The organism is Curtobacterium flaccumfaciens pv. betae (assembly GCF_026241855.1).
Classification (GTDB): Bacteria; Actinomycetota; Actinomycetes; order Actinomycetales; family Microbacteriaceae; genus Curtobacterium; species Curtobacterium flaccumfaciens.
The window spans coordinates 3,653,497-3,677,477 of the sequence record NZ_JAPJDC010000001.1; the positions used below are offsets into that span (position 1 = coordinate 3,653,497).

General features: G+C 69.5%; 30 protein-coding genes. 8 read left to right on the forward strand and 22 right to left on the reverse strand.

Annotated elements, in window-relative coordinates; genetic code table 11:
- The first annotated feature begins 11 nt into the window (after positions 1-11).
- Positions 12-407 (forward strand): MerR family transcriptional regulator, encoded by a 396-nt coding sequence (locus ORG17_RS17255; RefSeq protein ID WP_027466874.1) that lies wholly within the window; start codon positions 12-14, stop codon positions 405-407.
- Between the two features lie 58 nt (positions 408-465).
- Here ORG17_RS17255 and ORG17_RS17260 read toward each other — a convergent pair whose 3' ends face one another.
- From ORG17_RS17260 to ORG17_RS17285, 6 genes are all read right to left on the reverse strand, one after another.
- On the reverse strand, positions 466-1,461 hold the full coding sequence (locus ORG17_RS17260) for a LacI family DNA-binding transcriptional regulator (RefSeq protein WP_214527993.1): 996 nt from the start codon (positions 1,459-1,461) through the stop codon (positions 466-468).
- A gap of 164 nt (positions 1,462-1,625) precedes the next feature.
- A complete protein-coding gene (locus ORG17_RS17265; RefSeq protein ID WP_138802162.1) occupies positions 1,626-2,270 on the reverse strand; it encodes a response regulator transcription factor in 645 nt (214 codons plus the stop codon).
- The gene (locus tag ORG17_RS17270) at positions 2,267-3,610 is read right to left on the reverse strand and encodes a sensor histidine kinase (RefSeq protein ID WP_214527992.1); all 1,344 of its coding nucleotides are present in this window, start codon (positions 3,608-3,610) and stop codon (positions 2,267-2,269) included. Before ORG17_RS17270 ends, ORG17_RS17265 begins: the two co-directional genes overlap by 4 nt.
- Positions 3,611-3,739: 129 nt before the next feature.
- Complete coding sequence (locus ORG17_RS17275; RefSeq protein WP_301565339.1) at positions 3,740-4,432, reverse strand: DUF6766 family protein; 693 nt, start codon at positions 4,430-4,432, stop codon at positions 3,740-3,742.
- Between the two features lie 96 nt (positions 4,433-4,528).
- The gene (locus tag ORG17_RS17280; protein ID WP_214527991.1) at positions 4,529-5,251 is read right to left on the reverse strand and encodes an SDR family NAD(P)-dependent oxidoreductase; all 723 of its coding nucleotides are present in this window, start codon (positions 5,249-5,251) and stop codon (positions 4,529-4,531) included.
- Between the two features lie 101 nt (positions 5,252-5,352).
- Positions 5,353-5,967 (reverse strand): TetR/AcrR family transcriptional regulator, encoded by a 615-nt coding sequence (locus tag ORG17_RS17285; protein ID WP_214527990.1) that lies wholly within the window; start codon positions 5,965-5,967, stop codon positions 5,353-5,355.
- Between the two features lie 86 nt (positions 5,968-6,053).
- Here ORG17_RS17285 and ORG17_RS17290 point away from each other — a divergent pair, with 86 nt between their 5' ends.
- The 3 genes from ORG17_RS17290 to ORG17_RS17300 are packed head-to-tail and all read left to right on the forward strand — an operon-like array spanning position 6,054 to position 8,851.
- Positions 6,054-6,911, forward strand: coding sequence for an alpha/beta fold hydrolase (locus tag ORG17_RS17290; protein ID WP_214527989.1), 858 nt, complete (start codon positions 6,054-6,056; stop codon positions 6,909-6,911).
- Between the two features lie 46 nt (positions 6,912-6,957).
- Positions 6,958-7,953 (forward strand): NADP-dependent oxidoreductase, encoded by a 996-nt coding sequence (locus ORG17_RS17295; protein ID WP_214527988.1) that lies wholly within the window; start codon positions 6,958-6,960, stop codon positions 7,951-7,953.
- A 43-nt stretch (positions 7,954-7,996) separates the two neighbouring features.
- The gene (locus ORG17_RS17300) at positions 7,997-8,851 is read left to right on the forward strand and encodes an alpha/beta fold hydrolase (protein WP_214527987.1); all 855 of its coding nucleotides are present in this window, start codon (positions 7,997-7,999) and stop codon (positions 8,849-8,851) included.
- Between the two features lie 20 nt (positions 8,852-8,871).
- Here ORG17_RS17300 and ORG17_RS17305 read toward each other — a convergent pair whose 3' ends face one another.
- Together ORG17_RS17305 and ORG17_RS17310 are read right to left on the reverse strand one after the other, a co-directional pair.
- On the reverse strand, positions 8,872-9,471 hold the full coding sequence (locus ORG17_RS17305; protein ID WP_214527986.1) for a TetR/AcrR family transcriptional regulator: 600 nt from the start codon (positions 9,469-9,471) through the stop codon (positions 8,872-8,874).
- Positions 9,472-9,548: 77 nt separating this feature from the next.
- Complete coding sequence (locus tag ORG17_RS17310; RefSeq protein ID WP_214527985.1) at positions 9,549-9,905, reverse strand: hypothetical protein; 357 nt, start codon at positions 9,903-9,905, stop codon at positions 9,549-9,551.
- 87 nt (positions 9,906-9,992) lie between these two features.
- Between ORG17_RS17310 and ORG17_RS17315 the strand changes: the two genes are divergently transcribed.
- The gene (locus ORG17_RS17315; protein ID WP_214527984.1) at positions 9,993-10,325 is read left to right on the forward strand and encodes a DUF4190 domain-containing protein; all 333 of its coding nucleotides are present in this window, start codon (positions 9,993-9,995) and stop codon (positions 10,323-10,325) included.
- Between the two features lie 82 nt (positions 10,326-10,407).
- Here the strand turns inward: ORG17_RS17315 and ORG17_RS17320 are convergent, their stop codons facing one another.
- The 4 genes from ORG17_RS17320 to ORG17_RS17335 all read right to left on the reverse strand — a co-directional run bounded on the left by ORG17_RS17320 (position 10,408) and on the right by ORG17_RS17335 (position 13,759).
- A complete protein-coding gene (locus tag ORG17_RS17320; protein WP_214527983.1) occupies positions 10,408-10,977 on the reverse strand; it encodes a manganese efflux pump MntP in 570 nt (189 codons plus the stop codon).
- A gap of 231 nt (positions 10,978-11,208) precedes the next feature.
- Positions 11,209-12,063 (reverse strand): LamG domain-containing protein, encoded by an 855-nt coding sequence (locus tag ORG17_RS17325; protein ID WP_214527982.1) that lies wholly within the window; start codon positions 12,061-12,063, stop codon positions 11,209-11,211.
- Positions 12,060-12,944: a S26 family signal peptidase gene (locus ORG17_RS17330; protein WP_214586056.1), complete on the reverse strand. Its 885-nt coding sequence runs from the start codon at positions 12,942-12,944 to the stop codon at positions 12,060-12,062. The genes ORG17_RS17325 and ORG17_RS17330 overlap by 4 nt, the downstream gene beginning before the upstream one ends.
- Positions 12,945-13,105: 161 nt before the next feature.
- Positions 13,106-13,759: a COG1361 family protein gene (locus ORG17_RS17335; protein WP_027466885.1), complete on the reverse strand. Its 654-nt coding sequence runs from the start codon at positions 13,757-13,759 to the stop codon at positions 13,106-13,108.
- A 174-nt stretch (positions 13,760-13,933) separates the two neighbouring features.
- Between ORG17_RS17335 and ORG17_RS17340 the strand changes: the two genes are divergently transcribed.
- Positions 13,934-14,380: a MarR family winged helix-turn-helix transcriptional regulator gene (locus ORG17_RS17340; protein WP_071248606.1), complete on the forward strand. Its 447-nt coding sequence runs from the start codon at positions 13,934-13,936 to the stop codon at positions 14,378-14,380.
- A gap of 23 nt (positions 14,381-14,403) precedes the next feature.
- Here the strand turns inward: ORG17_RS17340 and ORG17_RS17345 are convergent, their stop codons facing one another.
- The 5 genes from ORG17_RS17345 to ORG17_RS18440 all read right to left on the reverse strand — a co-directional run bounded on the left by ORG17_RS17345 (position 14,404) and on the right by ORG17_RS18440 (position 17,110).
- Positions 14,404-15,366: an NAD-dependent epimerase/dehydratase family protein gene (locus ORG17_RS17345; RefSeq protein ID WP_301565340.1), complete on the reverse strand. Its 963-nt coding sequence runs from the start codon at positions 15,364-15,366 to the stop codon at positions 14,404-14,406.
- 11 nt (positions 15,367-15,377) lie between these two features.
- Entirely contained in the window at positions 15,378-15,938 is a 561-nt protein-coding gene (locus ORG17_RS17350; protein ID WP_175475047.1) for an MOSC domain-containing protein, read from the reverse strand.
- Positions 15,939-16,009: 71 nt separating this feature from the next.
- A complete protein-coding gene (locus tag ORG17_RS17355) occupies positions 16,010-16,429 on the reverse strand; it encodes a DoxX family protein (RefSeq protein WP_214526510.1) in 420 nt (139 codons plus the stop codon).
- 55 nt (positions 16,430-16,484) lie between these two features.
- Positions 16,485-16,949 carry a hypothetical protein gene (locus ORG17_RS17360; RefSeq protein ID WP_214526511.1) on the reverse strand — a complete coding sequence of 155 codons (465 nt, stop codon included), beginning with the start codon at positions 16,947-16,949 and terminating at the stop codon, positions 16,485-16,487.
- 11 nt (positions 16,950-16,960) lie between these two features.
- Positions 16,961-17,110: an alpha/beta fold hydrolase gene (locus ORG17_RS18440; RefSeq protein WP_214526579.1), complete on the reverse strand. Its 150-nt coding sequence runs from the start codon at positions 17,108-17,110 to the stop codon at positions 16,961-16,963.
- Positions 17,111-17,435: 325 nt separating this feature from the next.
- Here ORG17_RS18440 and ORG17_RS17370 point away from each other — a divergent pair, with 325 nt between their 5' ends.
- Positions 17,436-17,840 carry a hypothetical protein gene (locus ORG17_RS17370; RefSeq protein ID WP_214526512.1) on the forward strand — a complete coding sequence of 135 codons (405 nt, stop codon included), beginning with the start codon at positions 17,436-17,438 and terminating at the stop codon, positions 17,838-17,840.
- Here the strand turns inward: ORG17_RS17370 and ORG17_RS17375 are convergent.
- The 3 genes from ORG17_RS17375 to ORG17_RS17385 form a co-directional block, all read right to left on the reverse strand.
- Positions 17,837-18,298: a hypothetical protein gene (locus tag ORG17_RS17375; RefSeq protein ID WP_214526513.1), complete on the reverse strand. Its 462-nt coding sequence runs from the start codon at positions 18,296-18,298 to the stop codon at positions 17,837-17,839. The genes ORG17_RS17370 and ORG17_RS17375 overlap by 4 nt on opposite strands.
- The gene (locus ORG17_RS17380; RefSeq protein WP_214526514.1) at positions 18,295-20,322 is read right to left on the reverse strand and encodes a GNAT family N-acetyltransferase; all 2,028 of its coding nucleotides are present in this window, start codon (positions 20,320-20,322) and stop codon (positions 18,295-18,297) included. Before ORG17_RS17380 ends, ORG17_RS17375 begins: the two co-directional genes overlap by 4 nt.
- Positions 20,323-20,598: 276 nt before the next feature.
- Positions 20,599-21,117, reverse strand: coding sequence for a hypothetical protein (locus ORG17_RS17385; RefSeq protein ID WP_214526515.1), 519 nt, complete (start codon positions 21,115-21,117; stop codon positions 20,599-20,601).
- A gap of 69 nt (positions 21,118-21,186) precedes the next feature.
- Between ORG17_RS17385 and ORG17_RS17390 the strand changes: the two genes are divergently transcribed.
- Positions 21,187-22,104 carry a hypothetical protein gene (locus ORG17_RS17390; RefSeq protein ID WP_214526516.1) on the forward strand — a complete coding sequence of 306 codons (918 nt, stop codon included), beginning with the start codon at positions 21,187-21,189 and terminating at the stop codon, positions 22,102-22,104.
- A gap of 539 nt (positions 22,105-22,643) precedes the next feature.
- Here ORG17_RS17390 and ORG17_RS17395 read toward each other — a convergent pair.
- On the reverse strand, positions 22,644-22,790 hold the full coding sequence (locus ORG17_RS17395) for a hypothetical protein (protein WP_214526517.1): 147 nt from the start codon (positions 22,788-22,790) through the stop codon (positions 22,644-22,646).
- An 85-nt stretch (positions 22,791-22,875) separates the two neighbouring features.
- Positions 22,876-23,973, reverse strand: a complete 1,098-nt coding sequence (locus ORG17_RS17400; RefSeq protein WP_214526518.1) for a HigA family addiction module antitoxin — start codon at positions 23,971-23,973, stop codon at positions 22,876-22,878.
- Positions 23,974-23,981 lie beyond the last annotated feature (8 nt).

Consider the following 23,981-nt stretch of genomic DNA (forward strand, 5'->3'; position numbering starts at 1 on the left):
TCGGAGCACACATGCGCATCGGCGACCTCGCGGCCGAGACCGGCGTCAGCGTCCGCTCGCTGCGGTACTACGAGGAGCAGGGACTGCTCACCGCGTCGCGCACCGCGAGCGGGCAGCGGATCTACACGGACGCAGCGGTCGAGCGGGTCCAGCTCGTGCAGCAGCTGTTCGCCGCCGGGCTCGCGAGCCGCACGATCGTGCAGCTGCTGCCCTGCGTCGACCGTGGGGAGTCGACGCCGGAGTCGTTCGCGCTGCTCATCGCGGAGCGGGACCGGATCACCGCGCAGCTGGCCGAGCTCGAGGCGGTCCGGGGGCGGCTCGACCAGGTCATCGCGATCACCGAGCACCCCACCGCCGAGCACTGCCCGGCGCTGCGTGACCGGCCTGCGGAGCCGGTCGCGGCCTGAGACGCGACACCGGGACGGACGGGAGGCCCGTGGCGGGTCCGCCACGGGCCTCCCGTCCCTAGCGGGTCGCTGACGACGCCCGCACCACCAGCGTGTGGCGCGAGCGCAGCACCCCCGGTGTCGCCGGGGCGCCCTCCTCGAGCTGGGCGACGAGCACCCCGACCGCCGTCGCAGCGACGCGGTCCAGGTCGGCCGACACGGTGGTCAGCGCCGGGGTCGAGTACGCCGACTCCTCGATGTCGTCGAACCCGACGACCGCGACGTCGTCCGGCACGGTCCGGCCCGCGAGCTGCAGGGCACTCATCGCCCCGAGCGCCAGCGCGTCGTTGCAGCAGACGATCCCATCGACCGGCACACCGGCGTCGAGGAGTTGCCGTGCAGCCGCCGCCCCCTCGGCCCGGTGCCACAGCGCGGTCCGCACCACCCGCTCGGGTGCGAACGGCACGCCGTGGTCGTCGAGCGCCTCGCGGTAGCCCCGCAGTCGCTCCTGGGCCGTGCGCACGGGGCCCGACGGGTCGAAGCCGATGAACGCGATCGACCGGCGACCGGCGTCGAGCAGGTGGGCGGTCGCGTCCCGCAGCGCGTCCGCGTTCGACATGGCGATGAACGGCACGGGGGCGTCCGGGATCGGCTCACCGAGCACGACCAGGGGGAACTTCACCTCGAGCGCGGCGGCGTCGCTCGGCCGGACGGTCAGGGGGCTGTAGATGATGCCGTCGATCGAGTGCTCGCGCATCCGGGTGATCGCGTCCGCCTCGCGCACGCCGCTCGCGGTCTGCTCGATGAGCACCGTGTAGCCCACGGCTCCGGCAGCGCGGATGACGGCGTCGGCGAGTTCGGCGAAGTACGCCTGCCGCAGTTCCGGCACCGCGAGGCCGAGCACCTTGGAGCGTCCGGCGCGGAAGTTCCGCGCCGAGACGTTGAGCTCGTAGCCGAGCTCGTCGACGGCGGCCATCACACGGTCGCGCGTGCGGACGGAGACGTGTTCGTAACCGGACAGCACGTTCGAGACGGTCTTCTTCGAGACACCCGCCACGGCGGCGACGTCGCTCATCGTGGGCGGAGAGCGGTGCCCCTGCGCCATCGGGCGCCCCCTCTCACCTGCGGACTGCGTTCGGCAGGAACCTACCGCACCAGCGTGGTGCGGACCGGACGGGAGGCCCGTGGCGGGCCCGCCACGGGCCTCCCGTCCGGTCGGTCGCCCGTCCAGGGCCCCGCTCAGTCCGCCAGGAACCGCAGGACCGCGAGCACCCGCCGGTTCTCGTTCGGCGTCGCCTCGAGCCCGAGCTTGGTGAAGACCGCGGTGACGTGCTTCTCGACGGTCCCGCCGGACAGGAACAGCGTGTCCGCGATCGCGGCGTTGGACCGGCCCTCGGCCATCAGGCGCAGCACGTCGGTCTCGCGGGCGGTCAGCGAGTCGAGCGGACCGTTCGTGGCACGCGGCGCCTGGACCAGTGCGGCAGCCACCTCGGGGTCGAGCACGACGTTGCCCGCGGCGACCTGGTGCAGTGAGTCGATGAAGGTGCCGACCTCGGCGACCTGGTCCTTCAGCAGGTACCCGACGCCGACGGTGGCGACGTCGAGCAGCGCCCGCGCCCACTGCGCCTCGGCGTACTGCGAGAACAGGAGCACCCCGACGTCGGGCCGGACGTCCTTCACCCGCATGGCCGCGCGGACCCCCTCGTCGGTGTGGGTCGGCGGCATCCGGATGTCCATCACCACGACGTCGACCGCGCCGTGCGCGACGGCGGCCACCGCGGCGTCGCCGTCCGACACCGGCACGACCTCGTGCCCGCGACCGCGCAGCAGGGACGTCAGCCCCTCGCGCACGATCGTGTTGTCGTCGGCGACGACGATCCTCACCGTTCGGCTCCGCTCGGCATGCGCATCCGGATGCGGGTCGGGCCGCCGGCGGGGCTGTCCACCTGCAGGTCCCCGTCCACGGCGCGCAGCCGTTCGAGCACCCCGGCCAGGCCGGTGCCGTGACCGTCGGGGGTGCCGAGCGCGACGTGTGCCCCGCCGTGGCCGTCGTCCTCGACCTCGACGAGCAGGTCGGTGCCGAGCATGCCGACCCGGACGGCGGTGGCCGAGGCTCCGGCGTGCTTCGACACGTTCGTCAGCAGCTCGAGCACCCCGAAGTACGCGATCCCCTCGACGACGCGGGACGGCCGGACGGGCAGGTCCACCGACAGCGCGACGGGGAACGGGGTCCGGGAGCACGCCGAGGTCAGCGCGGCCTCGAGCCCCTCGTCGAGGACGGGCGGGTGGATGCCGCGGGCCAGGGCGCGGAGCTCGACCAGCGCCTCTTTCGTCGACGCGTGCGCCCGGTCGACCAGCGCGGTGACCGCGTCCGGGTCGGCGCCGGTCTGCAGGCGGTCGCGGGCGTCGCCCAGGGTCATCGCCAGGCCGACGAGCCGGGCCTGGGTGCCGTCGTGCAGCTCCCGCTCGATGCGGCGCAGGGTGGTGTCGGCGTCGAGCACGGCGGCGTCGCGCGAGGCCGTGACCTGGCGGAGCCGCAGGTCGCGGGCGGTGGCACCGAGCAGGGCGCGGATGACCACACGCTGCAGTGCCGCGAGCCCGTGGTTCACCGCGGGCCAGAGGAACAGCACGATGAGCAGGCCGAGCACCGCGAACCCGACCTGCAGCGGCGGGGTGTCGACGTACACGCCGAGGAACTGCGCACCGCTGTGGAGCTCGCCGTCCGCGCCCCGCTGCGCCGGCAGGAAGTGCCCCCACGCCGCGTGCGTCATCGCGCCCAGACCGCTCACGAGCACAGCGGTCGAGACGGCGAACGTGGTGGTGGTCAGCACGAACCCCGCGAGCAGGTACGCGAACGCCCGCCAGGTGGGGCCGTCCGACAGCCGGGCGAACGCGGTGCCGAGCGGCGTCGAACCTGCACGGGGCGGTGCCGGGGCGACGACGACCTGCCCGAGCAGCGCGGCGGACATCCGGCGGGTGACCGCGGCGAACCAGTGCGACCCACCGAGCAGGAACGCGGCGACGACCAGGCCGACCCAGGTCAGCGACACCGGGATGCCGACGGCCAGCACCACGACGAACCAGGCCAGCGCGGCGATCGCGATCGGCAGGTGCGCGGCGTGGAACGCGAAGGCCCGCCAGGTGCTGCCGTCGGCGACGGCTCGGAACGGTCGGAACCGGGGGACGGTGGTGGGTGCGCCCGAGGTGGCGACGGCGGTGTACATGCGGACCTCTTCGTGTCGGTGACGAGCTTATTGCCCGACACCAGCCTCGCCGCGGGGGTCCGCCCGCACACCGGTGCTGCCCCCCGTCGACGGTGGGGAAACCCCGCGATCGTCGTCAGCCGGGTCCGCTCAGGCCCCGGTCTGCTCGGTCGGTGCGGCCACGGGCTTCGACTGGCTCGACCCTCGTTGCCGCAGGGACACGGTGGCGATCACCATCACCGAGATGACCAGGAACTCCGACTGCCAGTTCTGCATCGACTCGAACCAGAACTGGCTCGTGCCCAGGTAGCCCCACGCCGTGACGACATCGCCGCCGTGTTCGAGCTGCTCCTCGTTGTAGGCCGCCGCACCACCGATCAGGTGCCCCACGACACTGCCGAGGAACAGCACCGCGAACAGGATCAGCAGGGAGTTCTCGTACAGCACGAGCACGATCCCGCCCCGGCGCACCGGCCACGGGGCCTTCGGATCGTCGGCGTGCTCCCGGGGGTCCTCGTCCTGCGGGCTCTGTTCGTCCAGGGGCTCGGACTCGCTCGACCCCTTCTGGAACAGGAACACCGTGAACACGATGTACGCGCCCATCTGCAGGAACTCGCTCTCCCAGTTCTCGAAGGTGGCCTCGGCGAAGTCGCCGCTCGTCAGGAAGCCCCAGAGCGACACGGCCGCCTCGCCGTGCTGGAGTGCGTCCGCCGCGGACACCCGCCACCCGGCCAACACCATGCCGACGAAGCACACGACGAAGACGGCGACGTTCGCGAGGAGCAGGCCGTGCCGTCGCACACGCTGCCACCCACTCGATCCGTTGTGCAGGCCGAGGGTCACCGGGTCCTCCGTTCGTCGCGCCGAGCCCATCCTGGTCCGGTCGCCACGAACGCCTTCGCAGGAGCACCCGACCGGTCGTGCCGGTCCGTCAGCGACTCAGAGCGTGACGCCGGTGGCCGTCGCGAGCGTGTCGAGCAGTTCGGTGCGGAACCGCTGGTCGGCGACCGCCGGGTGCGGCTCCTGCCGCTCTCCGTGGAACCAGTAACCACCCGTCACGGTTTGGTCCGGGTCGGTCGCGAGCGTCTCCTGCGTGCGGTGTCCGAGCTCGAAGTCGTCCGGAGCGCCGGCCCCGCCCATCTTGGTCGCCACCCAGCCCGGGTCGACGGCGTTGCTCAGCACGCCCGGGCGTCGGAGCGGCACCTCGGCGGCGAGCGCCGTCACGAACAGCTTCGTGTCGGAGTACGAGTTCGTCTCCGAAGCGCCGGTCCAGTCGACGGTGTCCAGGCGCGGACGGCCGCCCCGGTGCATCCCGCTGCTCAGGTACACGTGCCGCCCCGGCGACCGCAGCAACGCGGTGAACAGGTAGGGCGCCACGACGTTGACGGGCACCAGGGAACGGCCGGAGATCACGCCGGCGTTGTGCACGACGGCGTCGAGCGGGGTGCCGGCGTCGAGTTCCCGGGCGGTGGCGATCACGGCGTCGCGGTCCGCCAGGTCGGCGACGACGAGTTCGGCGCCGCGCTCCACCAGGTCGGCGACCGCCTCGGCGCGGGCCGGGTTGCGCGCGTGGACGACGACGACGTGTCCGCTGCGGAGCAGCGAGTCGGCGGTTCCCCGCCCGAGGCCGTCGGTGGATCCGGTGACGAGGATGCGTGCCATCCGCCCATCATGCGCCCGACGGCTGCGGCGGGTCCGGCAGGTGGACCGGCAACGGGCGGACGGGAGGCGCGGTGCGGGCCCGCCACGGGCCTCCCGGCTGTTCACGGGCCGGCCACAGGGCCGAGGATCGCAGCGAGCTGCGACCGGATGTCCTGCAGCAGCTCCTCGGTCGTCAGCGCCTGGTGGACGGTGGCGGTCAGCCCGATGTGCAGCACGGCGGTGACCACCCGGGCGAGCACCGGGGCGTCGACGGTCGTGACCCGGGCGTGCCGCTCGAGCACCGCGGCCACGCCGTCCTCGAGACGCTGGGCCAGGGCGAGTCCGCGGTGCCGGTTCGGTTCTGACGGGTCGCCGAACACCAGCTCGTGCAGGTAGGTCCGGCCGTTCTCGGGATGCTCCCGGACGCAGTGCACCACCGGTCCGAGCAGCGCGAGCACGACCGGTACGGCATCGGCATCGTCGGGGGCGGCCGCGACCGCCGCCAGACCGTCGTCGATCGCCGTTGCGAACCGCTCGTTCTGCACCATGATCAACAGCTCGGCCTTGGTCGCCGCGTACCGGAACAGGGTGCCGACGGCGACGTCCGCCCGGTCGGCGATCTGCTGTGTGGTGACCCCGCCGACGCCCCGCTCCAGGAACAGGGTGCGTGCGGCGTCGAGGATGCGCCGGGTCTTGTCCTGCCGTCCGCGTTCCCGCCGACCGAGGGTGGCTTCCATCGCGCTCCTTGACAACTTTAGTGAGTGTGCTCATTATTGAGCATACTCGGATAGCCCGAGGCGCACCACACCAGACCAGGACGGCGATGGACGACGAACCGCACACCGAGCGCGACACGTCGACGACGACCCGTGCGATCGCCGTCCCGGGCGGGACCGTCCTGGCCCGCACACTCGGCAGCACCAGCGCGGGCATCCCGCTCGTGGTCCTGACGCACCTCGCCGCCAACCTCGACAGCTTCGACCCCGAGCTCGTCCAGCCGCTCGCCGAGCACGGCGGCGTGGTCTTGCTCGGCTACCGCGGAGTCGGTGGCGCCGGAGGACGCGCCCGCGACTCGATCGAGGAAATGGCCACCGATGCCCTCGCGGCGATCCGAGCACTCGGTCTCGACCGGATCGACCTGTTCGGGCTGTCGATGGGCGGGATGGTCGCGCAGGAGATCGTCGAGCGCGCCCCCGGGCTGGTGCACCACCTGGTGCTGGCCGGGTCGGGACCGGCCGGTGGGCCCGGCCTCGCGAGCATGACCGGTGTCGTCGTCCGCACGATCCTGCGCGGGCTCGTCACCGCCACCGATCCCACGACCCTGCTGTTCTTCACCAGGACACCGGCCGGACGCCGTGCCGCTGCCGACTACCGGGCACGCCTCGCCCGCCCGCGTACCGACCGAGACCGTGCGATCAGCCCGGCGGTGTTCCGCGCACAACTCCGCGCGGTCCGCCGGTGGAGCGATCGGCCACTCGTGTCGACGCCGTCCGCGTTCACCGGGCCCGCGTTGCTCGTGCACGGCGACTCCGACCGGATGGTCCCGGTCACCAACGTCGACGTCCTGCGCGATCGGTTCCCGCACGCCTCGGTGCGGATCGTCCCCGATGCCGGGCACGGCGTCGTGTCCCAGGACCGGACCGCCGTCGTCGACGCGGTCCGCGACCTGCTCGGCCAGTAGACCCCCACACACCCAGACCCCTCACGACCACAGGAGCACCAGACCCATGCGCGCGTTCATCTTCGACGACTACGAGCAGCCCCTCCACGGAGCCGACGTCCCCGAGCCCGTGGTCGGCGACCACGACGTGCTCGTCGCGGTCGCCGCCGCAGGGCTCAACCAGCTCGACGAGAAGCTCCGGCTCGGCGAGTTCAAGCTGATCCTGCCGTACAGGACCCCCCTGATCCTCGGGCACGACGTCGCCGGCACGGTCATCGCCGTCGGTGCCGCGGTCCGCCGGTTCGCCGTCGGCGACGAGGTCTTCTCGCGACCTCGTGACCACCGCATCGGCACGTTCGCCGAACGCATCGCCATCGACGAGGCCGACGTCGCACACGCCCCCGCGAACACGAGTCCGGTCGAGGCTGCGTCGCTCCCGCTCGTCGCCCTGACCGCGTGGCAGGCCCTGGTCGAGCGCGGAGACGTGCAGGCCGGGCAGAAGGTCCTGATCCACGCCGGCTCGGGCGGTGTCGGCACGATCGCGATCCAGCTCGCCAAGCACCTCGGCGCACACGTCGCGACGACCGCATCGGCCACCAACGGCGACTTCGTCCGGGAGCTCGGCGCAGACGTCGTCATCGACCACCGCACGCAGGACTTCGCCCAGGAGCTCTCCGGGTACGACCTCGTCCTCGACAGCCTCGGCGGTGAGAACCTCGAGCGGTCCCTCACCGTGCTGCGACCGGGCGGCAAGGCGATCAGCATCAGCGGTGCCCCCGACCCGGCCTTCGCGCGGGCTGCGGGGCTGAACCCCGTCCTCCGCCTGGTCATCGCCGCCATCAGCCGGAAGATCCGCCGCCGGGCGAAGCGACTCGGGGTGACCTACGAGTTCCTGTTCATGCGTGCCGACGGGCAGCAGCTCCGCCGGATCGCCGACCTGGTCCGCGACGGCGTCATCCGGCCGGTCGTCGGTGCCACGTTCCCCTTCGACCAGACCCCGCAGGCACTCGAGTCGATCACCACGAGCCGGGTGCGCGGCAAGACCGTCGTCACCGGCGCCTGAGCACCTTCCCCTCCACGCACGACCTGACGAACGGACCACGACCATGCACGACGCAGCAGCACCCGTCACCTCCTCCGCACTGGCACCGGCGAAGACCGTGCAGGCCGGCGGGATCACCTTCGCCTACCGCGAGCTCGGCCCGGTCGAGGACGTCCCCGTCGTGTTCTTCGTGCACCTCGCCGCGACCCTGGACAACTGGGACCCGCGCATCGTGGACGCGATCGCCGCGCACCGGCACGTGATCACCTTCGACCAACAGGGTGTCGGTGCCTCGTCGGGCACGGTGCCGCGGACGATCGAAGCAGCAGCCGACGACGCCCACACGTTCATCACCGCGCTCGGGTACGACCAGGTCGACGTGTTCGCGTTCTCCATGGGCGGGATGATCGCGCAGGACCTCGTCGTCGCGCACCCCGGTCTCGTCCGGAAGCTCGTGCTCACCGGCACCGGACCCCGCGGCGGGAAGGACATGGACAAGGTCGTCACCACCACCTACTTCGACGTCCTCCGTGCGACGCTCACCCGGTCGGACCCGAAGGAGTTCCTGTTCTTCAACCGGGACGCCGTCGGCAAGCGTGCCGCCAAGGCGTTCCTCGCTCGGCTGCAGGAACGCACGGTCGACCGTGACGCACCCATCGGCCTGCGGGCGTTCGGGACCCAGCTGCAGGCCATCAAGCGCTTCGGCCGCTCGGCGCCGTCGGACCTGTCCGTGATCACGCAGCCCACACTCATCGCCAACGGCGACCACGACCGGATGGTGCCGTCGGTCCTGTCCGAGGACCTGCACCGCCGCATCGCCGGCTCGGAGCTGGTCATCTACCCGAACTCCGGCCACGGCGGGGTGTTCCAGTACTGGGAGCAGTTCGCTCCGGTCGCGGCGGAGTTCCTGCGGCGCTGACCCGACGCGCGCTGCAGCGATCAGCTCGGCAGGACCGCCCCGACCTGTGCGCGGATCGTCGCCACCACCTCGGCGACGCTCGTGTCGGGGTCCGCGCTGGACACCATCGTCACGAACAACACCGCGGACACGACGTGCGCCAGGGTCGCCGCCCGGTCCTCGTCGACGCCGCCGTGCTCCGTGATGAGTCCTGCGACCGTGCGCTCGGTCTCGCCCGAGATCGTCAGGGCCTCGGCGTGGTTCGGTTCGCCCGGGTCACCGAACGCCATCTCCCGCAGGTAGGTGCGTCCGTTCTCCACCTGCACCCGGTTGCACGCGACCACCGGTTCGACGAGGGCGACCACGGCGTCGACGAGCGTTCGTGCGTCGGCTGCGGCCCGTCGCCCCAGCTCGAGTGCCTCGCGGTAGTGCTCGTTCTGCACGAGCAGCAGCAGTTCGCCCTTGTTCTTGACGTACAGGAAGAGCGTGCCGGCACCGATGTCGGCGCGTTCGGCGATCTGCTGCGTGGTGACCTCGTCGACACCCTGCTCGGCGAACAGCTCCCTCGCCGCAGCGACGATGCGCTCGAGCTTGACCTGCTTGTTCCGCTCGCGTCGTCCGGACGGCTGGGTCACCTGCACGACTGCTCCTCCGGGTCCGGGAACGCCCCTCGGGGGACGGGGCACCGACCATCATCGCAGGCCGCAGGACCCGCTGATCAGACCTCGGCGACGGCCCGCAGTTCGAGCGCCACGGCGTTCAGGTCCTCGATCAGCCCGTCCGCCCGGTCGGCGTACTCCGGAGCAGGTGCCCCCGCATCACGCCCCTTGCCGTTCGGCCACGGTGCCCGCACCGGCGCGGCGACCGTCAGCAGGTCGTCACGGTCCCAGCCGTGCTCGAGCAGCCCACGCGCATGGTCCACACGCTCCTGCACCCGCGCGACGTGGGGATCGTCGTGCTCGGTGAGGAACGCAACGAGCCGGTCACCGCGGACCACGTACCGCCGGAGCTGGTCACGTCGGTCCCGCTCGTCGTACCGGCCGCCGTGCAGCAGGTTTCGGCGCAGCCATCCCATGCCCCGATGATCCCACCGCACATCGCGGCCCGCTGGTCCTGTACGTTTCCTGTGTAGACATCCCCTGACCAGAGAGGACGCGGCGCCATGAGTGACGGCACGCCCCAGTACAACCAGCAGAACCCGAACCCCTACGCCGCCGGCGGACAGCCCTACGGCGCTCCGATGCAGCCGTCGTCCGACCGCTTCAACGTCATGGCGATCGTCGGGTTCGTCCTGGCCTTCGTGGTGAACATCGCCGGCCTCGTGGTGTCCATCATCGCGCTCTCGCAGATCAAGAAGACCGGGGAGCGCGGCCGCGGCCTGGCCCTCGCCGGCGTCATCATCAGCGCCCTGTCGATCGTGTTCGGCATCTTCTGGATCATCTTCGTGGTCACGGTCCTCGCGAACACCCCCACCAGCACCACGGGCGGGTACTGACGCCCACCAGCACGAGACCGGAGGCCCGTGGCAGCTCGCCACGGGCCTCCCGTTCGTCCGGGGTCGGTTCCGGACCGCGGCCTCAGCCGATGACGCCGGTGTGCTCCAGCACGATGTTCAGACCGATCAGGATCAGGACGACACCACCCGCGATCTCCGCCGGCTTGCCGAAGCGGGCACCGACACGGCGACCGACCAGGACCCCGACGAACGACAGCACCGAGGTCGTGATCCCGATGAGCAGCACCGCGCCGCCGATCGAGACGGGCAGGAACGCCAGGGTGACGCCGACCGCCAGGGCATCGATGCTGGTCGCCACCGCCAGCACGAGGAGCTCGCGGACCGGCAGCCGATCGGTGTCCTGCTCGGTGTCCTCGTGCTTCGAGAACGCCTCCCACAGCATCTTCCCGCCGATCAGCGCGAGCAGCCCGAACGCGACCCAATGGTCGAAGGCCGCGATGTACTGCGCGAACGCCGACCCGAGCAACCAGCCGAGCAACGGCATCACCGCCTGGAACACCCCGAACGTGAGCGCGATCACGATCGCGTGCCGCACGTCGAAGCGCTTCATGTGCAGGCCCTTGCCGAGGGCGACGGCGAAGGCGTCCGCGGAGACGCCGAGCGCGATGAGGAACAGGGCCCAGAAGGACATGGGGGAGGCGCCTTTCGAGACGGTCGGATGGAGACTCCGACGTCTCAGGACCTGACGATCCTGGCACGGTCCAGGGCACGAAAAGGCCTGATCAGCGGGATTCGTCGCCCCGAATCCGCGGGTTGGTGGGCCCGGTCCGCCAACCCGGCCCACGTCGTCGACGTGACCAGGGGACGGACTGGAGGCCCGTGGCGGGCACGGCCACGCGCCTCCAGGCCGGCAGTCAGTGCGTCAGGAACCGGCGGCCGCGTGCGCGGCGACCTGACTGGCCGTCAGTTCGGTGCCGTAGACGGCGGCGTACCGCATCGACCCGGTGAAGTACGGGTTGTTCGTGGAACCCGGCCACCCGCTGACGACGTCGTAGCCGACGCGGAAGTACCCGGTGAAGTTCTCGGGGCTCTTGAAGGCCGCGTTCGACGCCACGAGGGTGCCGTCGACGTACAGGCGCATGCCGTTGGTGGGCGACATCGTGGCGACGGTGTGGTGCCAGGCGCCGTCGGTGTAGGCCTTCGGCGAGGTGAGGACCTGCGTGGTGCCGCTGTACGTGCCGAACGCGAGCTGGCCGCTGGTGGTCAGGTAGAGCTTCCGGTCGTGCTGGCCCGACGCACCGGTCTGGTTGCTGCCGAAGCCGATGAGCATGCCGCCGGCGACCGTGGTGCGGAACCAGACCTCCTCGCTGAAGGTCGTCGGGTTGGCGTACGAGCGCGGGGTGGAGACGTAGCTCGTGGAACCGTTGAGCGCGTAGGCGCTCCCGCTGTCACGCGGGCAGGCGTTCGGGCTCGGCGTGGTCGCGGTCATGGCGCCCTGGTAGGTGCCGTTCGCGCCGCGACCCGACCAGTCGGTGGCCGTCTTCGAGCCAGAAGCCTCGGTCAGGCGGTAGGCGAACAGCGCGTTCGCGGTGTCCGCACCGACGGCGCCCGTGCACGTGAAGTACGGGGCGGTCGCGGCCGTGTTCGCGCTGTTGGTCACGCGGGCGGTGTACGCCGAGCGGGTCGGGGCGAACTGGTTCAGCAGGACGACGACGGCCAGGGCGACCACGAGGAGGACGGCGACGACGCGACCGTCGCGCAGGCGGCGGAGGATCACGCGGGACGCACCGCCTCGACGCGGCCGACCGCCAGGCACGCCACGAGCGGCACGAGGCACACGGCGATCAGGGCGACCCAACCCAGGGGGTCGAGGTCGATGTTCGACATGAGCTGGTAGTGCCCGTTCTTCGTCAGCTCGTGGATGACGACCCGGCCCATCTCGCCGTCGACCAGGTGGACGCTGTTGCCGCCGTGGGCGTCGACGCGGACCGGGAAGATCCCCGACGAGATCACGGTGGCCTCGACGCCGGCCGGGCTCGAGGTGTTCGTGATCGTCGTCACGTTGACGAACGGCTTGAACACGAACGCCGCGTACGAGACGGTGAGGGCGCTGCCCGCGATCCGCAGGCAGGAACGGGTCACCCGGTCGGTGAACGCGCTGGTCAGGGTCAGGATGATCAGCGTGCCGATGAGCAGGATCGGGGCGGCGCGGAGCAGCCAGCCGATGCGCGGGACCAGGAGCGCGGGGGTGCCGATCACGTCGGCCTGGGTGAGCGTCCACGGGTCCGTCGCGCCGTTGACGTCACCGCGGGTGTGGATCCCGCCGTCCGCGTCGATCGAGACGATGCGGTGCGTGTAGACGACGTCCGGGTTGGCGGAGGTCTCGAACGAGACGATGTCGCCGACGCTGAGCGTGGCGACGTCCACCGGCAGGTCGAGCACGAGGGTGCCGACCGGGGCGGCTTCGCCCATCGATGGGGTCTCGACGACGAACCAGCGGCCGCCGGCGGAGAGGAACAGGACGGCGGCGGTGAGCAGCAGGGCTGCGATCGCGGCGACCGACCAGGCGAGGACCGTCTCGGAGCGGGTGACCTGACGGCCGCGGAGGACCGGGCGGTCGAGCATGCCTCTGAGCGGGATCGCTGCGGTCTGGCTCATGGGCTCTGCTCCGGGAGGTCGGGGTGGGGCGGTGGTCTTGCTGGTCGTGCTGGTCTTGCTGGTCTTGCTGGGGTGGCGACGCTCGGCCGGAGGGGGGTCGGCCGAGCGTCGCCGGTCTGGGGGAGGGGTGATGGGGGTGGATCAGGCCGGATCAGGCTGGATCAGGCCGTGAAGGTCCAGGTCATCGGGACCGAGGCGGCGAGGCCCTGGTAGGTGTTGCCGGCCGAGGAGTCCAGGGTCACCGCGAAGTTGAACGGGACGCTCGCGCCGGCGGCCGGAGCCTGCGGCATCGTGAAGGCCGACGCCGCCGCACCCTTGAAGCTGGCGAGGGTGCCGCTGAACACGGTGGTCGAACCGGAGGTGACGACGAGGTTCATCTTGGCGCAGAGGTCGGTCGCGGTGCCGTTGGCCGAACCATTCGCCGACTGGGTGCACGTGGCGCCCGGGTTCAGCGTGAAGGTGCTGGCGTTCGCGGTGCCGGTGTTCTTGATCGAGATCGCGGTGTTGACCGTGTTGCCCGGGGTCATCGTCGTGCTGCCGCCGAACTTGTTGATCGTCGAGCAGGTCGCCGAGTTCGTCGAGACCGAGCCGCCGTCGGTGCTGAGGCAGGTGACGGTCGCGCCGGCGTTCTGCTCCTGCATGATCAGCGTGCCGCTGCCGGCGGTGTTGCTGCTGTTGGTGATGCTCGCGGCGAACCCGGAGAGGGTGCCGGTGAGCGAGAGGGAGAGCAGGACGGCGGCGAAGATACCCGCGAGGAGCGCCACGGGGGCGAAGCGGATCCGCTTCAGTGCGGAGGTGCGGAGCTTGGTGGACACGGGGTACCTCTTCGTTCGGTGGTGGTTTCAGGAAGTCGGGGGAGCAAGACCTTCGGGCTGTTTTGCTTCAATGGTTAAGATAGTCAGTGATTCACCAAGTTGACCACTCGTATACTTACCCCAGTGCGGGGGACGCACCTTGTCCCCCGGTCCCCGACACGGAAGAAGGCCCTCGTGGCAGCAGCACCGAACGACGACGACGCCGCCGATCTCATGGCCGCGTTCACCGCCGTCGTCCGTGCGAACGCCAGCCTGGTGAGCCAGCTCAGCGCCCGGGCGGGCGTGCACGAGAACGCCCTCCGCGCCCTGGTGCTCATCAGCGACACCGGGTACTCCACGCCGACGGAGGTCGCCGGGTACCTGGGGCTGACCTCGGGCGCGGTGACGAACATGATCGACCGGATGAGCACCGCCGGCCTGCTCGAGCGCGCACCGAACCCGGCCGATCGCCGGGGCTCACTGCTGCGGCTGCTTCCCCCGGGCCATGTCGTCGTGTCGGACTACCAGGAGCGGTACGCAGCGATGCTCCGGGCCGTCGACGGGGCGCACAAGGGCGAGCTGCACGAGGTGCTCAACGACCTGGCGACGAGTCTGTACGAGCAGGCTGCCGCTGCGTCCTGATCTCGCTCGTGCGGACCGCGCGTCTACCTGGTGTGGATCGCCCGTTCCTCTGTCGAGGTGAGGCCGGCACGGCGTTCCCGATCCGTCCCGCGGGCACGCTCGTCCTCGAGTACCCGCACGACGGTGTCCCGGATGGGTCGGGTCACCCCGCCGGCGTCCGTGAACGCCACCGAAGAGCGCTGCGCGAACCCGGCCTCCGACACCGGGATCCACAGGGGGAGTGATCGCGGTCCGGCCCAGTAGGCCACGTCATGCGCAAGCAGGAGGTCGTCGTCGACCGCGACCAGCTCGTCGTCGAAGCCGGTGACCTCGGCGACGCACCGGAAGAAGTCCTGCATCGGCGTCGGAGCGCCCACGGCGTTGACCGTGCCGACGAACCCGTCGCGCCCGGCACGGACGAGCCAGGCGGCGAGGTCCGCGACGTCGATCACCTGGACGAACCGCTCCGCCGTCGTCGGCACCAGCACCGGCCCCGGCCCACCGCGGTCGAAGCGTGCCGGCCAGTACCCGAACCGGTCACTGGGGTCGCCGGGCCCGACGATCAACCCCGGTCGCGCGATGAGCAGCCGCGACCCGAGGCGGAGCCGGGTGGTGCGTTCGGCGAGGACCTTCGCGTCGGCGTAGGCGGACGGGTCCCTCGGCTCCACCAGTCGAGCGGACTCGTCGGCGCCCGGTTGGTCGTTGTCCGCGTACACCGAGACCGTCGACACCAGGGTCCAGTGCGCGGCCCGGTCGGCGAGGGCGTCGAGCGCCGGTGCGACGAGTTCGGGGGCGTGGGCGAGCTCGATGACCTCGTCCCAGCCACCGGTGGCCTGTTCGTACGCGCCGGCCAGGGCTCGATCCGCCTGGACGAAGTGCGCTCCCTCAGGGACGCTGCCGGTGGTGCCCCGGGCAAGGCAGGTGACGTCGGCGCCCTCGGACAACAGCTCGTCGACGATCGTCCGTCCGAGCCAACCGGTGCCACCGAGTACCAGGACGCGTCGCACGCGCTGCGGCATCAGACGGGCTGGAGGGGTCGTCGTTCGCCGTCCGGGAGCTCGACCCGGATGCGATCGCCCGGCCGGACCGTCCCCCCGGTGAGCACGACGCTCATCACGCCGCCCTTGCGCTCGACCGTGCCGTCCTCGGCGCGCCCCAGCACGGCACGCAGGAGTCCCGGCTCGAAGCCGTTGATCTGCTGGCACGGGTTCCGCAGGCCGGTGACCCGGACGGAGGCGTCCTCACCGAGGTGCAGCACCGCCCCCTCGGGCAGCCCGAGCAGGTCCACGCCGCTCGTCGTCACGTTCTCGCCCATCTGGCCCGGTTCGACGCTGAACCCGGCCTCGGCGACCTCGTCGAACAGCTCGGCGTGCAGCAGGTGGACCTGGCGCAGGTTCGGCTGCGAGGGGTCACGGGCGACCCGGGAGCGGTGCTGCACGGTCGTGCCGGCGTGGGCATCACCCTCGATGCCCCACCCCGCCACGAGCGTCACCGCGTCGACCAACGGCTTGCTGAACCGGTGCTCGCCGTCCTTGCTCACCGCGACCACGCGCGGCTGGTCCATGTCGTCCCCGCTCATGGGGCCGATTCTGCCCCATGGTCGCGGCCGCGCGAGTGCAGCGCCGATCAGCGGCGCTCGCGCAGGCCGGTTCAGCGGCGCTTGCGCAGCGCGTTCGTGGCCCACAGGGAGACGGCGATGAGCACGGGCTGGAACAGCAGGCGGACGAAGCGCTTGGTGTCGGTGTCCAGGCCGAACCCGTCGCGGTGGTGCATCCACTGCGCGATGTTGCCGGGGAAGACCGCCAGGAAGAACACCGCGACAACCCATCCGACGGTCACCTGACGCCGAGCCAGGAGCATCAGCGCAGCTCCGAGGGAGATCTCCACCACGCCGGAGGCGATCACCGTGATGTCCGTCGGCAGCGGCACGAACTTCGGCACCTGCGCCTGGAACTCCTCGCGCGCCACCGTCAGGTGGCTGATGCCGGCCCACGTGAGCATCGCGCCGAACAGGATGCGGACGATGGTCCGGGGGCGGGTGGAGCGGACTGCGGGGGTGCGGGTTGCCATCGGGGTGGTGCCTTTCACGGTCGTGGTGGGGTTCGGTGGAGTGGGGGAGCCGAGGTCAGCGGCTGCGGAGGACTCGGCGTCGGCGTGCGGCCTCGAACGTGATCGCGGCAGCGGCGGCACCGAGCGTGAGGATCCGAGCGACCGGACGGCCGCGGGTCGAGGCGGCCAGACGCAGTGCGCCGACGAGCGCGAGTGCCCCGGCAGCACCGGTCGTGGTCGTCGCCTGCCGGTCTTCGAGGTCGATCACGAGCCGGGTCCCGCCGAGGGCGGTCGCCGCGATGGTGGAGCCGGTGCCGACCAGGTGACTCCCGGGGGCACGGCGGAACGCTGCAGCGGCGAGTCCGAGCCCGGACAGGACGTCCAGGGCCGGGATGCCGAGTGCGTGCGGGACGCCCGGCTCGAAGCCCCGGCGCTGCATCTGCCGGGCCCTGGCGCGCAGCGGGGTGCGGCGAACCATGACGATGCCGTGCCCGGTGAGCAAGCCACCGGTGACGAGGTCGATCCAGCTGGTCAATTTCACGTTGTGCTCCATTAGGTTGCGCACAACCTAACACGTCGGGGACGATGTGTCGTCGTGACGGCCATGAGTGCGAGTGCACGAACACGTTGCGGGTGTTGTTGTGTGTACGCCAACGCGAGCGAGGTTCCCCAGGAGATCCCGGTGATGACCCAGGCGTCGATCCCGCTTCTTCATGGCGTCCCCGCACCCGACGCTGTAAATCGACGGGCTTCCCACGACGCCGCACCGCTGACTCGCCGCCGGGAAAACCGCAGCGGACCATCGTCGCCCTGCTGAACGGGCGCCGCTGGTAGCCGACCATTACCCTCAAACTCATCGGCACTCAGGGTTCGCCGGCCGGGGCGCTCGAACTGCTCCGTGTCCTCGAGCCGGAGCGGCCGGAAGAACTCTGGTACCGCGACAACGACACCGGCCCGCCGGATACGAGGTCCTCCGCTCGTACCGGGACGCCGAGGAGGTGGTCCGTTCCCGGAGCGACCACAGCCCGTGGGCATCGATCTACCGCGACGTCGGCGACGACAACGACCCGACTGGTGGCGGTTCTGCTTCGAAGTCCTCAGCAGTGGCGATCGCATTTTCATCTGCGGTTGCGTCGAAGTGCCTGGCTCAACCTGGTTCTGGTCGAATTGGCCACGACCGGTCGACTTCGGCACCTTGACGTCGGCGACGGTCGGTCCCGCGTGGTACCGCGGCGAGGTATGGGAGCAGCAGCTGCAGCTGCAGCTGCAGACGATCAACGACCCGGTCGCGCAGCTCCGTCCAGCACTGAACGCAACCCGCTTCGAGGCCGACCAGTTGTGGGGGTACCGGTGGCTGAACCGGTGGAACGACCGGTCGCTGCTGGAGCAATTGCGCACGCCGCTCTCTGATCCGACTCCGCTTTCGGGTTAGCCGACGGCGGTCAGTGCCGGCAACATCGTCGAGGTACCGCTCTCACCCCATGCGCGGAGGCGTTCTTCTCGCGCTGGGTCGACGTACCGGAAGCTCTGTGGTGGTTCGAGCCCGATTTCGCTCCGGAGCAGTGCCAGCGGCATGGCCTTCGGCCACCGGATTGGCGAGCGCACACGCAGGATGGCAGCGTCGTTGACGTTGTCGAGGTACTCCTCGAGCGGTTGCCGATGAATCTGGATCTCATGCCGGTACAAGTCCCATACGGACGACGCGGCAGGGCGGTCGATGCCTTCGAGCTCGATGGTGCCGAGGACTGCGCGGTCCGGGGTGCTTGAGTACACGTAGATCGTGGCGGGCGTTGCGACGGCGGGAAACCGTCGTCGAACCTCGGCGGTCTTCGTGCCCTCCAGCAGTGCGTGTGCGAAGGCGGGCCGGACTGAGAGCAGGATCGATGTCAACGTGCGCTCCTGCCTTGGCTCTGGATGAGGTCGTCAAACAGCGTGGACGGTACCTGCCGGAACGAGGGTATCGGGTGCTTCACGTCGTGCTGCTCCAACAGTTCGGCAAGTTCGGGACCCCCGATCCGGCGGCCTAACAACTCAGTGTCCTCGAACCGTATGACAGTGACTCGTCCGCGCTTGTCGGCAGCTGAGCGCACGTCCCGACGCTTAAACACCCCGACCTGCTTGTGTCTGCGAAATGCCTCGTCGGGTGATGTGCGCTCGTAACCGAGGCTCCTGGAGTAGGCAACGATGCTCCGAATGGTTTCCGTGTCGTCCGCAGAGGCGTACCAGAGGATGCGAGCGCCAGGTGGGGGAAGCGCTCGACTGCTCCCGCTGTAATACACGTGTTCTCGCGAGAGGCCCAGCGCCAACGGTCGGTCGTCTCCCCAGAGCGCTTGCCTCGGGATGCCGAACAGCGGGTAGACGAAGCGCGGCTGGATGGGCGCGATGTATGTCGGTGCCCCTGCCCGCAAGAGCACCACGGGCCAGAACCGGTGCTCAATGTCTCGCAGCTGCGCTGCGGTCTGGAGTACCTCTGTGGGGTGGTCGGCGAGGAATCGCGATGCAGGTTCTGCCCGATCGATCACTTCGGCACACAGCTCGTCGTCGAAGCCCTCTGTCCGGAGACCGTCGCGGACGACATCGGCGACTACTGGGTCGGTGATCTCGACGACGGGCAGCTGGTTCTGACGGGCGACGTGGCGCGTGTGACGAGCGAGCTGGAGCGCGACCGTCGTCGTTTCGCGACGGCGTGCGACTCGCATGAGCGGAATCACCAGCATCTCGTCGCCAGGATGTTCAGCGAGCATCGCCCAGGGTCGTTCCCGTTCGTCGATGAGAACTCGGGTGGACCTCGGGTGGGATGCGATTGACGCGCGGATGAGCCGTCGTAGATCGCTGCCTCGTTCGTTCCGCTCGTGGGTGAGGAACGTGTCGACCAGCTGGTCGATCGTGAAAAAAGTTGCCGGAACCCAGCGCAGGTCGATGTCCTCGATGAGTCTGGACTGGAACACGGGTTGCCCGAGCCGTTGATCGACCTGCTGTATTAGCTCATGCGGACGGAGAACGCGAAGCTGGGTGTCGACGGGGAGGTAGGAGTCGGCAAGTCGCAGCAAGCGGGTGTCGTTCGTGACGAAGAACGCCGCGTGTGCGGCAAGCGCGTCAGCGATGTGATTCAGGTCGTCGCGCAGCGACGGGTCTGCCGCGAGCTCTTCCGGGCCGATTCGTTGCAACAGGACGTCGAGCACTGAAGTATCTTCACGGCGAATGGACCGCAACCGAACGAGGTGGTCCGCTCCGGAACGTTGTCGGGAGCGTTCGTCTTCGTCATCAATGCGGTCGATTTCGACGTCAACCTGCGGAGAGACGACCGCAGTGATCTCCGCCGCTATCCAGTCTGCGGTGAGGCCAAGGGACGCATCGCGATCAGCGCGATCGAGTTCGGAGGAGCCGTAGAGGTCGGCGACGATGTTGGTGTCGTACACAACCAGCGGCAGCCCTGCCCCGAGCGCCGCATCTTCGAACAGGTCAAGCTCTCCGAGCGGCATCCACCAGCGCGTCAGGGTGGATCCGGCGGCCGCCCTGCCGGCTCGTTCGCCGCGGGGCGACAGTCCCACAGCCGCCCAAAACCGATCCAGCCCGTAATCGCGACGACAGTAGGCGACAACGCCAATGGCTTCGGGGTGAGCCTGCACCGCGGCATCAACGAGCATCTTCCCGATGCCCGTCCCGCGGAGACCGACGCAGACGTGCACCAGCTTGATGTAGCCGGCGCGTGGGACGTCGTAGATGCAATACCCGACGATGTCTCCGCCGACGCGGGCGATGACGACGGTGCCGCGGCCGAGACGGTCCTCGAACGCGGAGTCCGTTAGGAACCCGAGCGTGGCCCGGTTCGCTTTCGCAAGCAGCAGTAGTTGGTCCCAATCGTCCGGCTTCGCGCTGACATGCTCGAGAACGACGTCGTGTTGCCCATCCATGGTGGTCTCATCGTGCCGATCACTAGACGTGAGTAGGACTCGACGCGCCGCTCGGCGCGTGAGGTTGTCAAGGTCAAGGGATTCCCAATCGCCGCTCGGGTCCCCGTCAAGCCGCCCTGTCGAATCGAGGACGCGGACTTGAGGGCGTCCGGAATGGCCCGTGTTGAAGACCAGGCGGGTCAGCCGTGCGTCACATAACGGAGTTCCGGTTCTGACCCACGCCCAGGCTTCGCAACGCTTAGGTCCGGTGTGAGTGGGCATCACTGACGCGCGGCGCTAGATGTTGATGATCTGCGCCAGGCTCTGCTCGGGCGCGTCGGGCGTGAGCCGCCAGAAGATGGCGATGTTGATCGGGCCGCTGAGAGTGCCGCGTTCTACGACTACGAACTCGAATGAACCGCCTTTCGGGACTTCTGTCCAGTCGTCCTGCCCGGAGCGCATCCGCTTCCGCGTTCTGTCGTCGTTGCCTTCGACGTGAGCCCACGCCCTGTGCCCCGTCCGGTTGAGTGCCATCCACCGCTCCGCGCCTGCGTAGTGGAACTCCCACTCGTCGAACGCGGCGGTCCGCGCCGCCATCTCGACTTGTCGCTCCTGGGCCGTGGCGCTCCGTTCCGCAGCGTTAGCGGACCGCTCGGAAGCGTGCAGGGCGGCCTGTTCGTGCCGGGCAGCCAGATCACGGGCGCTCTCTGCCTCGCTGCGGGCCTTTCGAGCCTGGATGGCCTGGTAGCCGGCGAAGACCGTCGCAACTCCCGTAACGATCAAAAGCCCGAGGTTGATGATGATTGAGGCATCCACTGCGTCACCGTATCGGGGCCTCGGCCGCCGCGACCCGGGCACGTCGGTTGTGCTCGACATACTGTTCGCGTGACTGACTCAGCGGACGACGTATCGATCGGCTCGGAGGATCGCGTCATCTCCGCGATGGTGCTCCCGAGTTTCAACGCGCCCGGCTCGATTCTGCCGCCAACCGAAGTGGAACGCGGCGCGGTGAAGACCAGCGGCGACTGGCAAGTACTCGGCGCACAGGCGACGACCTGGGAGATCCGCGGAACGCTCGCTGGTGTTGAGCACGGCAGGCTCGCTGAGCTGTTCGGGTTGGCGGGGGCGGCGGGGGAGCAGCTCGGGCTTGCCGCGACAGCGAGCCGGGACATCGCTCGGTGGCTCGCTGTCATTGAGGACGTGAACGATGGATGGGGGTTCGCTACCCGTGCGGCGACGGAACGACTCGTGTCGTATCTGCACTCCGCATCGCATCACTTCGGCAGTGTCGCCACGCGGACGATGCTCCTCAGGCCGCCGGCGTCCAGCCCGCTGGTCCGGAAGCAGGCGCGGTACGCCAGGGACTACCCGGACCGGCCGGCGCTGTGGACGCCGTTCTCGTCCGACCCGGCCGCGTTCTTTCCGTTGAATCGGGAAACAGCGCGTGTGCTCCGCCGCGAGGCACGATGCCACGACGCGGAGTGCTTCACGCACGTCTCAGACGCGGTCTCCTCAGTGACCGTGGACGACCGTTGGGAGGAGATGGTTGGGCGCCGCCACAACGAGTATCACCGGTGGCGCGTGCAGTCCTCGCCGGGGGCGGACCCGGCGGAGTTCCCGTGGAAGCGTGAAGCGGATACCTTGACGCTGTCAGTGCGGGTGCAGCGTGCAGTGCCGTTCGATCCGATGAGGACGATGAAGCTCGCGGAGGACGCTCGCGCGGGGTTGCACCTGCTCGCTACGGCGATGCGCACTTGGCTGAGCGTCTGGGAGGAGAGCTGGGAAGAGTTCCTCGCAGGCTGATCGATCGCCCGCGCGGCGGGCTTGCTCAGGCCGCCGGTGACTGGTGGCTGCATACCTCGCCGGGTTGCGAAGATCACGGCCCTGCATGACGTCAAAGTCGGTGGCGTCGGCGGTGTGGATGAGGTGGGCCATGAATGTGTCAGCGTCGAACCGGGCATCGGTCCCGTCGACTCGGGCTTCCATCCCAACGAGCGCATCCGCGACATCCGAAGGGTGATCTCCGGCGTACAGCCGGTCAACGTCCTTTCGGCTGAGCTTCACTACGGTGCACGACTTCACCAACGCTTCGAACGCGTCTAACAATGTGGGTGAGTCAGGCCCTCGTCGTCAGGTTTTTCCGTCCACCATGACAGACACGCCGTTGTGGCTGGCACGTTCGGCGAGTCCGAGCAGACGGTGCGCCGAGAGAGCGGTAAGTGCGTCGAGCGAGGCGAAGTGGACTGCGTCGGTCGCCGACACATTGAGTGGGCAAATGGCCGTCTGTATCCGTGTGCTTCGGGTCCGGCGGCCGTAGGGGTCGACCGCCCGAACTGACGTCGCTAGATGTAACCGCCCGCGCAGTAGCGCGAGCCGAGCTTCTCCTGGTCAGCGGAGGGGTCGAAAATCTCCACGGTCAGGTCTTTGCTTACCAGGGTCAGCATGGACGTCCGTTCGATGCGCTTGCGAGGCGGGGCGAGTGTGCGCATCGGCTTCGTTAAACACATTTCGGGTCGTGACTCTCGTGCGCCGTATCCCGCCTTCGTGGGGATGCGCTCTCTCTCCTCGGTGCGATTAGTCGTTGAAGGTGCCTGCCAGGTCGACGCAAAGCCGATTGCCCCACCCGTAGTCGAGCATTCGACGGCGGTGCATCTGGTGAACTGCGACTCCGGGAGCGATGCCGATGGCGGTGGCCTTCCGTCGGATGTCTGCGTCACTCGTGAGTCCTCGGAATGGCGCGACGCCGGCGTCGCCGAAGAGGGTCCGCATCGCGAACGCGTTCGCGCTCTTCTCTGCCTCGGAGTTTCGCTGCTTCTCAGAGTTGTACTCGAGGTGCATCTCGCCACGCGGATCGTTGAGGACGTGTCCGAGTTCGTGGAACAGCGTCCAGATGACGAAGCCGTCCTTGCCCCAGCGGCCGGTTTGCTGGATCACGGGGACACGCTCATCGATCCAGCGGGTCATGCCCAGCAGGGGGAACTTCGATGGAGGGTCCACGACCATGAACACGACACCAACTTCGGCGAGCATGCGCGCGATGTCACGAAGCATCGACGAGTTGGGGGTCGCTGCTCGTTCGCGCAGTCGCGGCAATGCGGCGATCAGCTCGTCCGAGTTGTAGATGTGGGTCCGTCCTGTCTCGAACGTCGGCGTCTGCTCTGCCGCTCGAAGCCAGGTTGAAAGGACTGTTGGTTCGAGCGTCGCCTTCGAGTCCTTCAGCGCTGCGAGCGCGTAGTCGCCTCGCGTAGCCGTCTCGTGCAGGTGCAGGTAGGCATCCCACGTTCCGCAGCCGTGGTAGGCAAGGAAGTCCGAGACCAGCCTTCCGGGATCACGCTTCGTGGCGGTCGTGGCGCCGACTGCGCGCAGATAGGTCGCAGCGTTCGGACTGATCTCGTCGACGTGGTCGGCGAGGCGTTCCTCGTCCTCAATTCGTGCCCGGTCCGCACGGTAGGCCGCCTCGTAGCGGAGCCAGGTCTGCGCCGGGATACCGACGACTCGCTGGAGTCGGAGCGCGGTGTCCGCGGTGATGGGTGCGCGCCCATTGACGATCTCGTTGACCTGCTTCCGGCTACAGCCAAGAAGGTTCGCGGCGTCAGCTTGAGAGAGACCGCGGTCTTCAATCCACTCCTCGAGATACTCTCCCGGGGCAACGGCGTAGTTCGTCTGCGTCATGGTCTCTC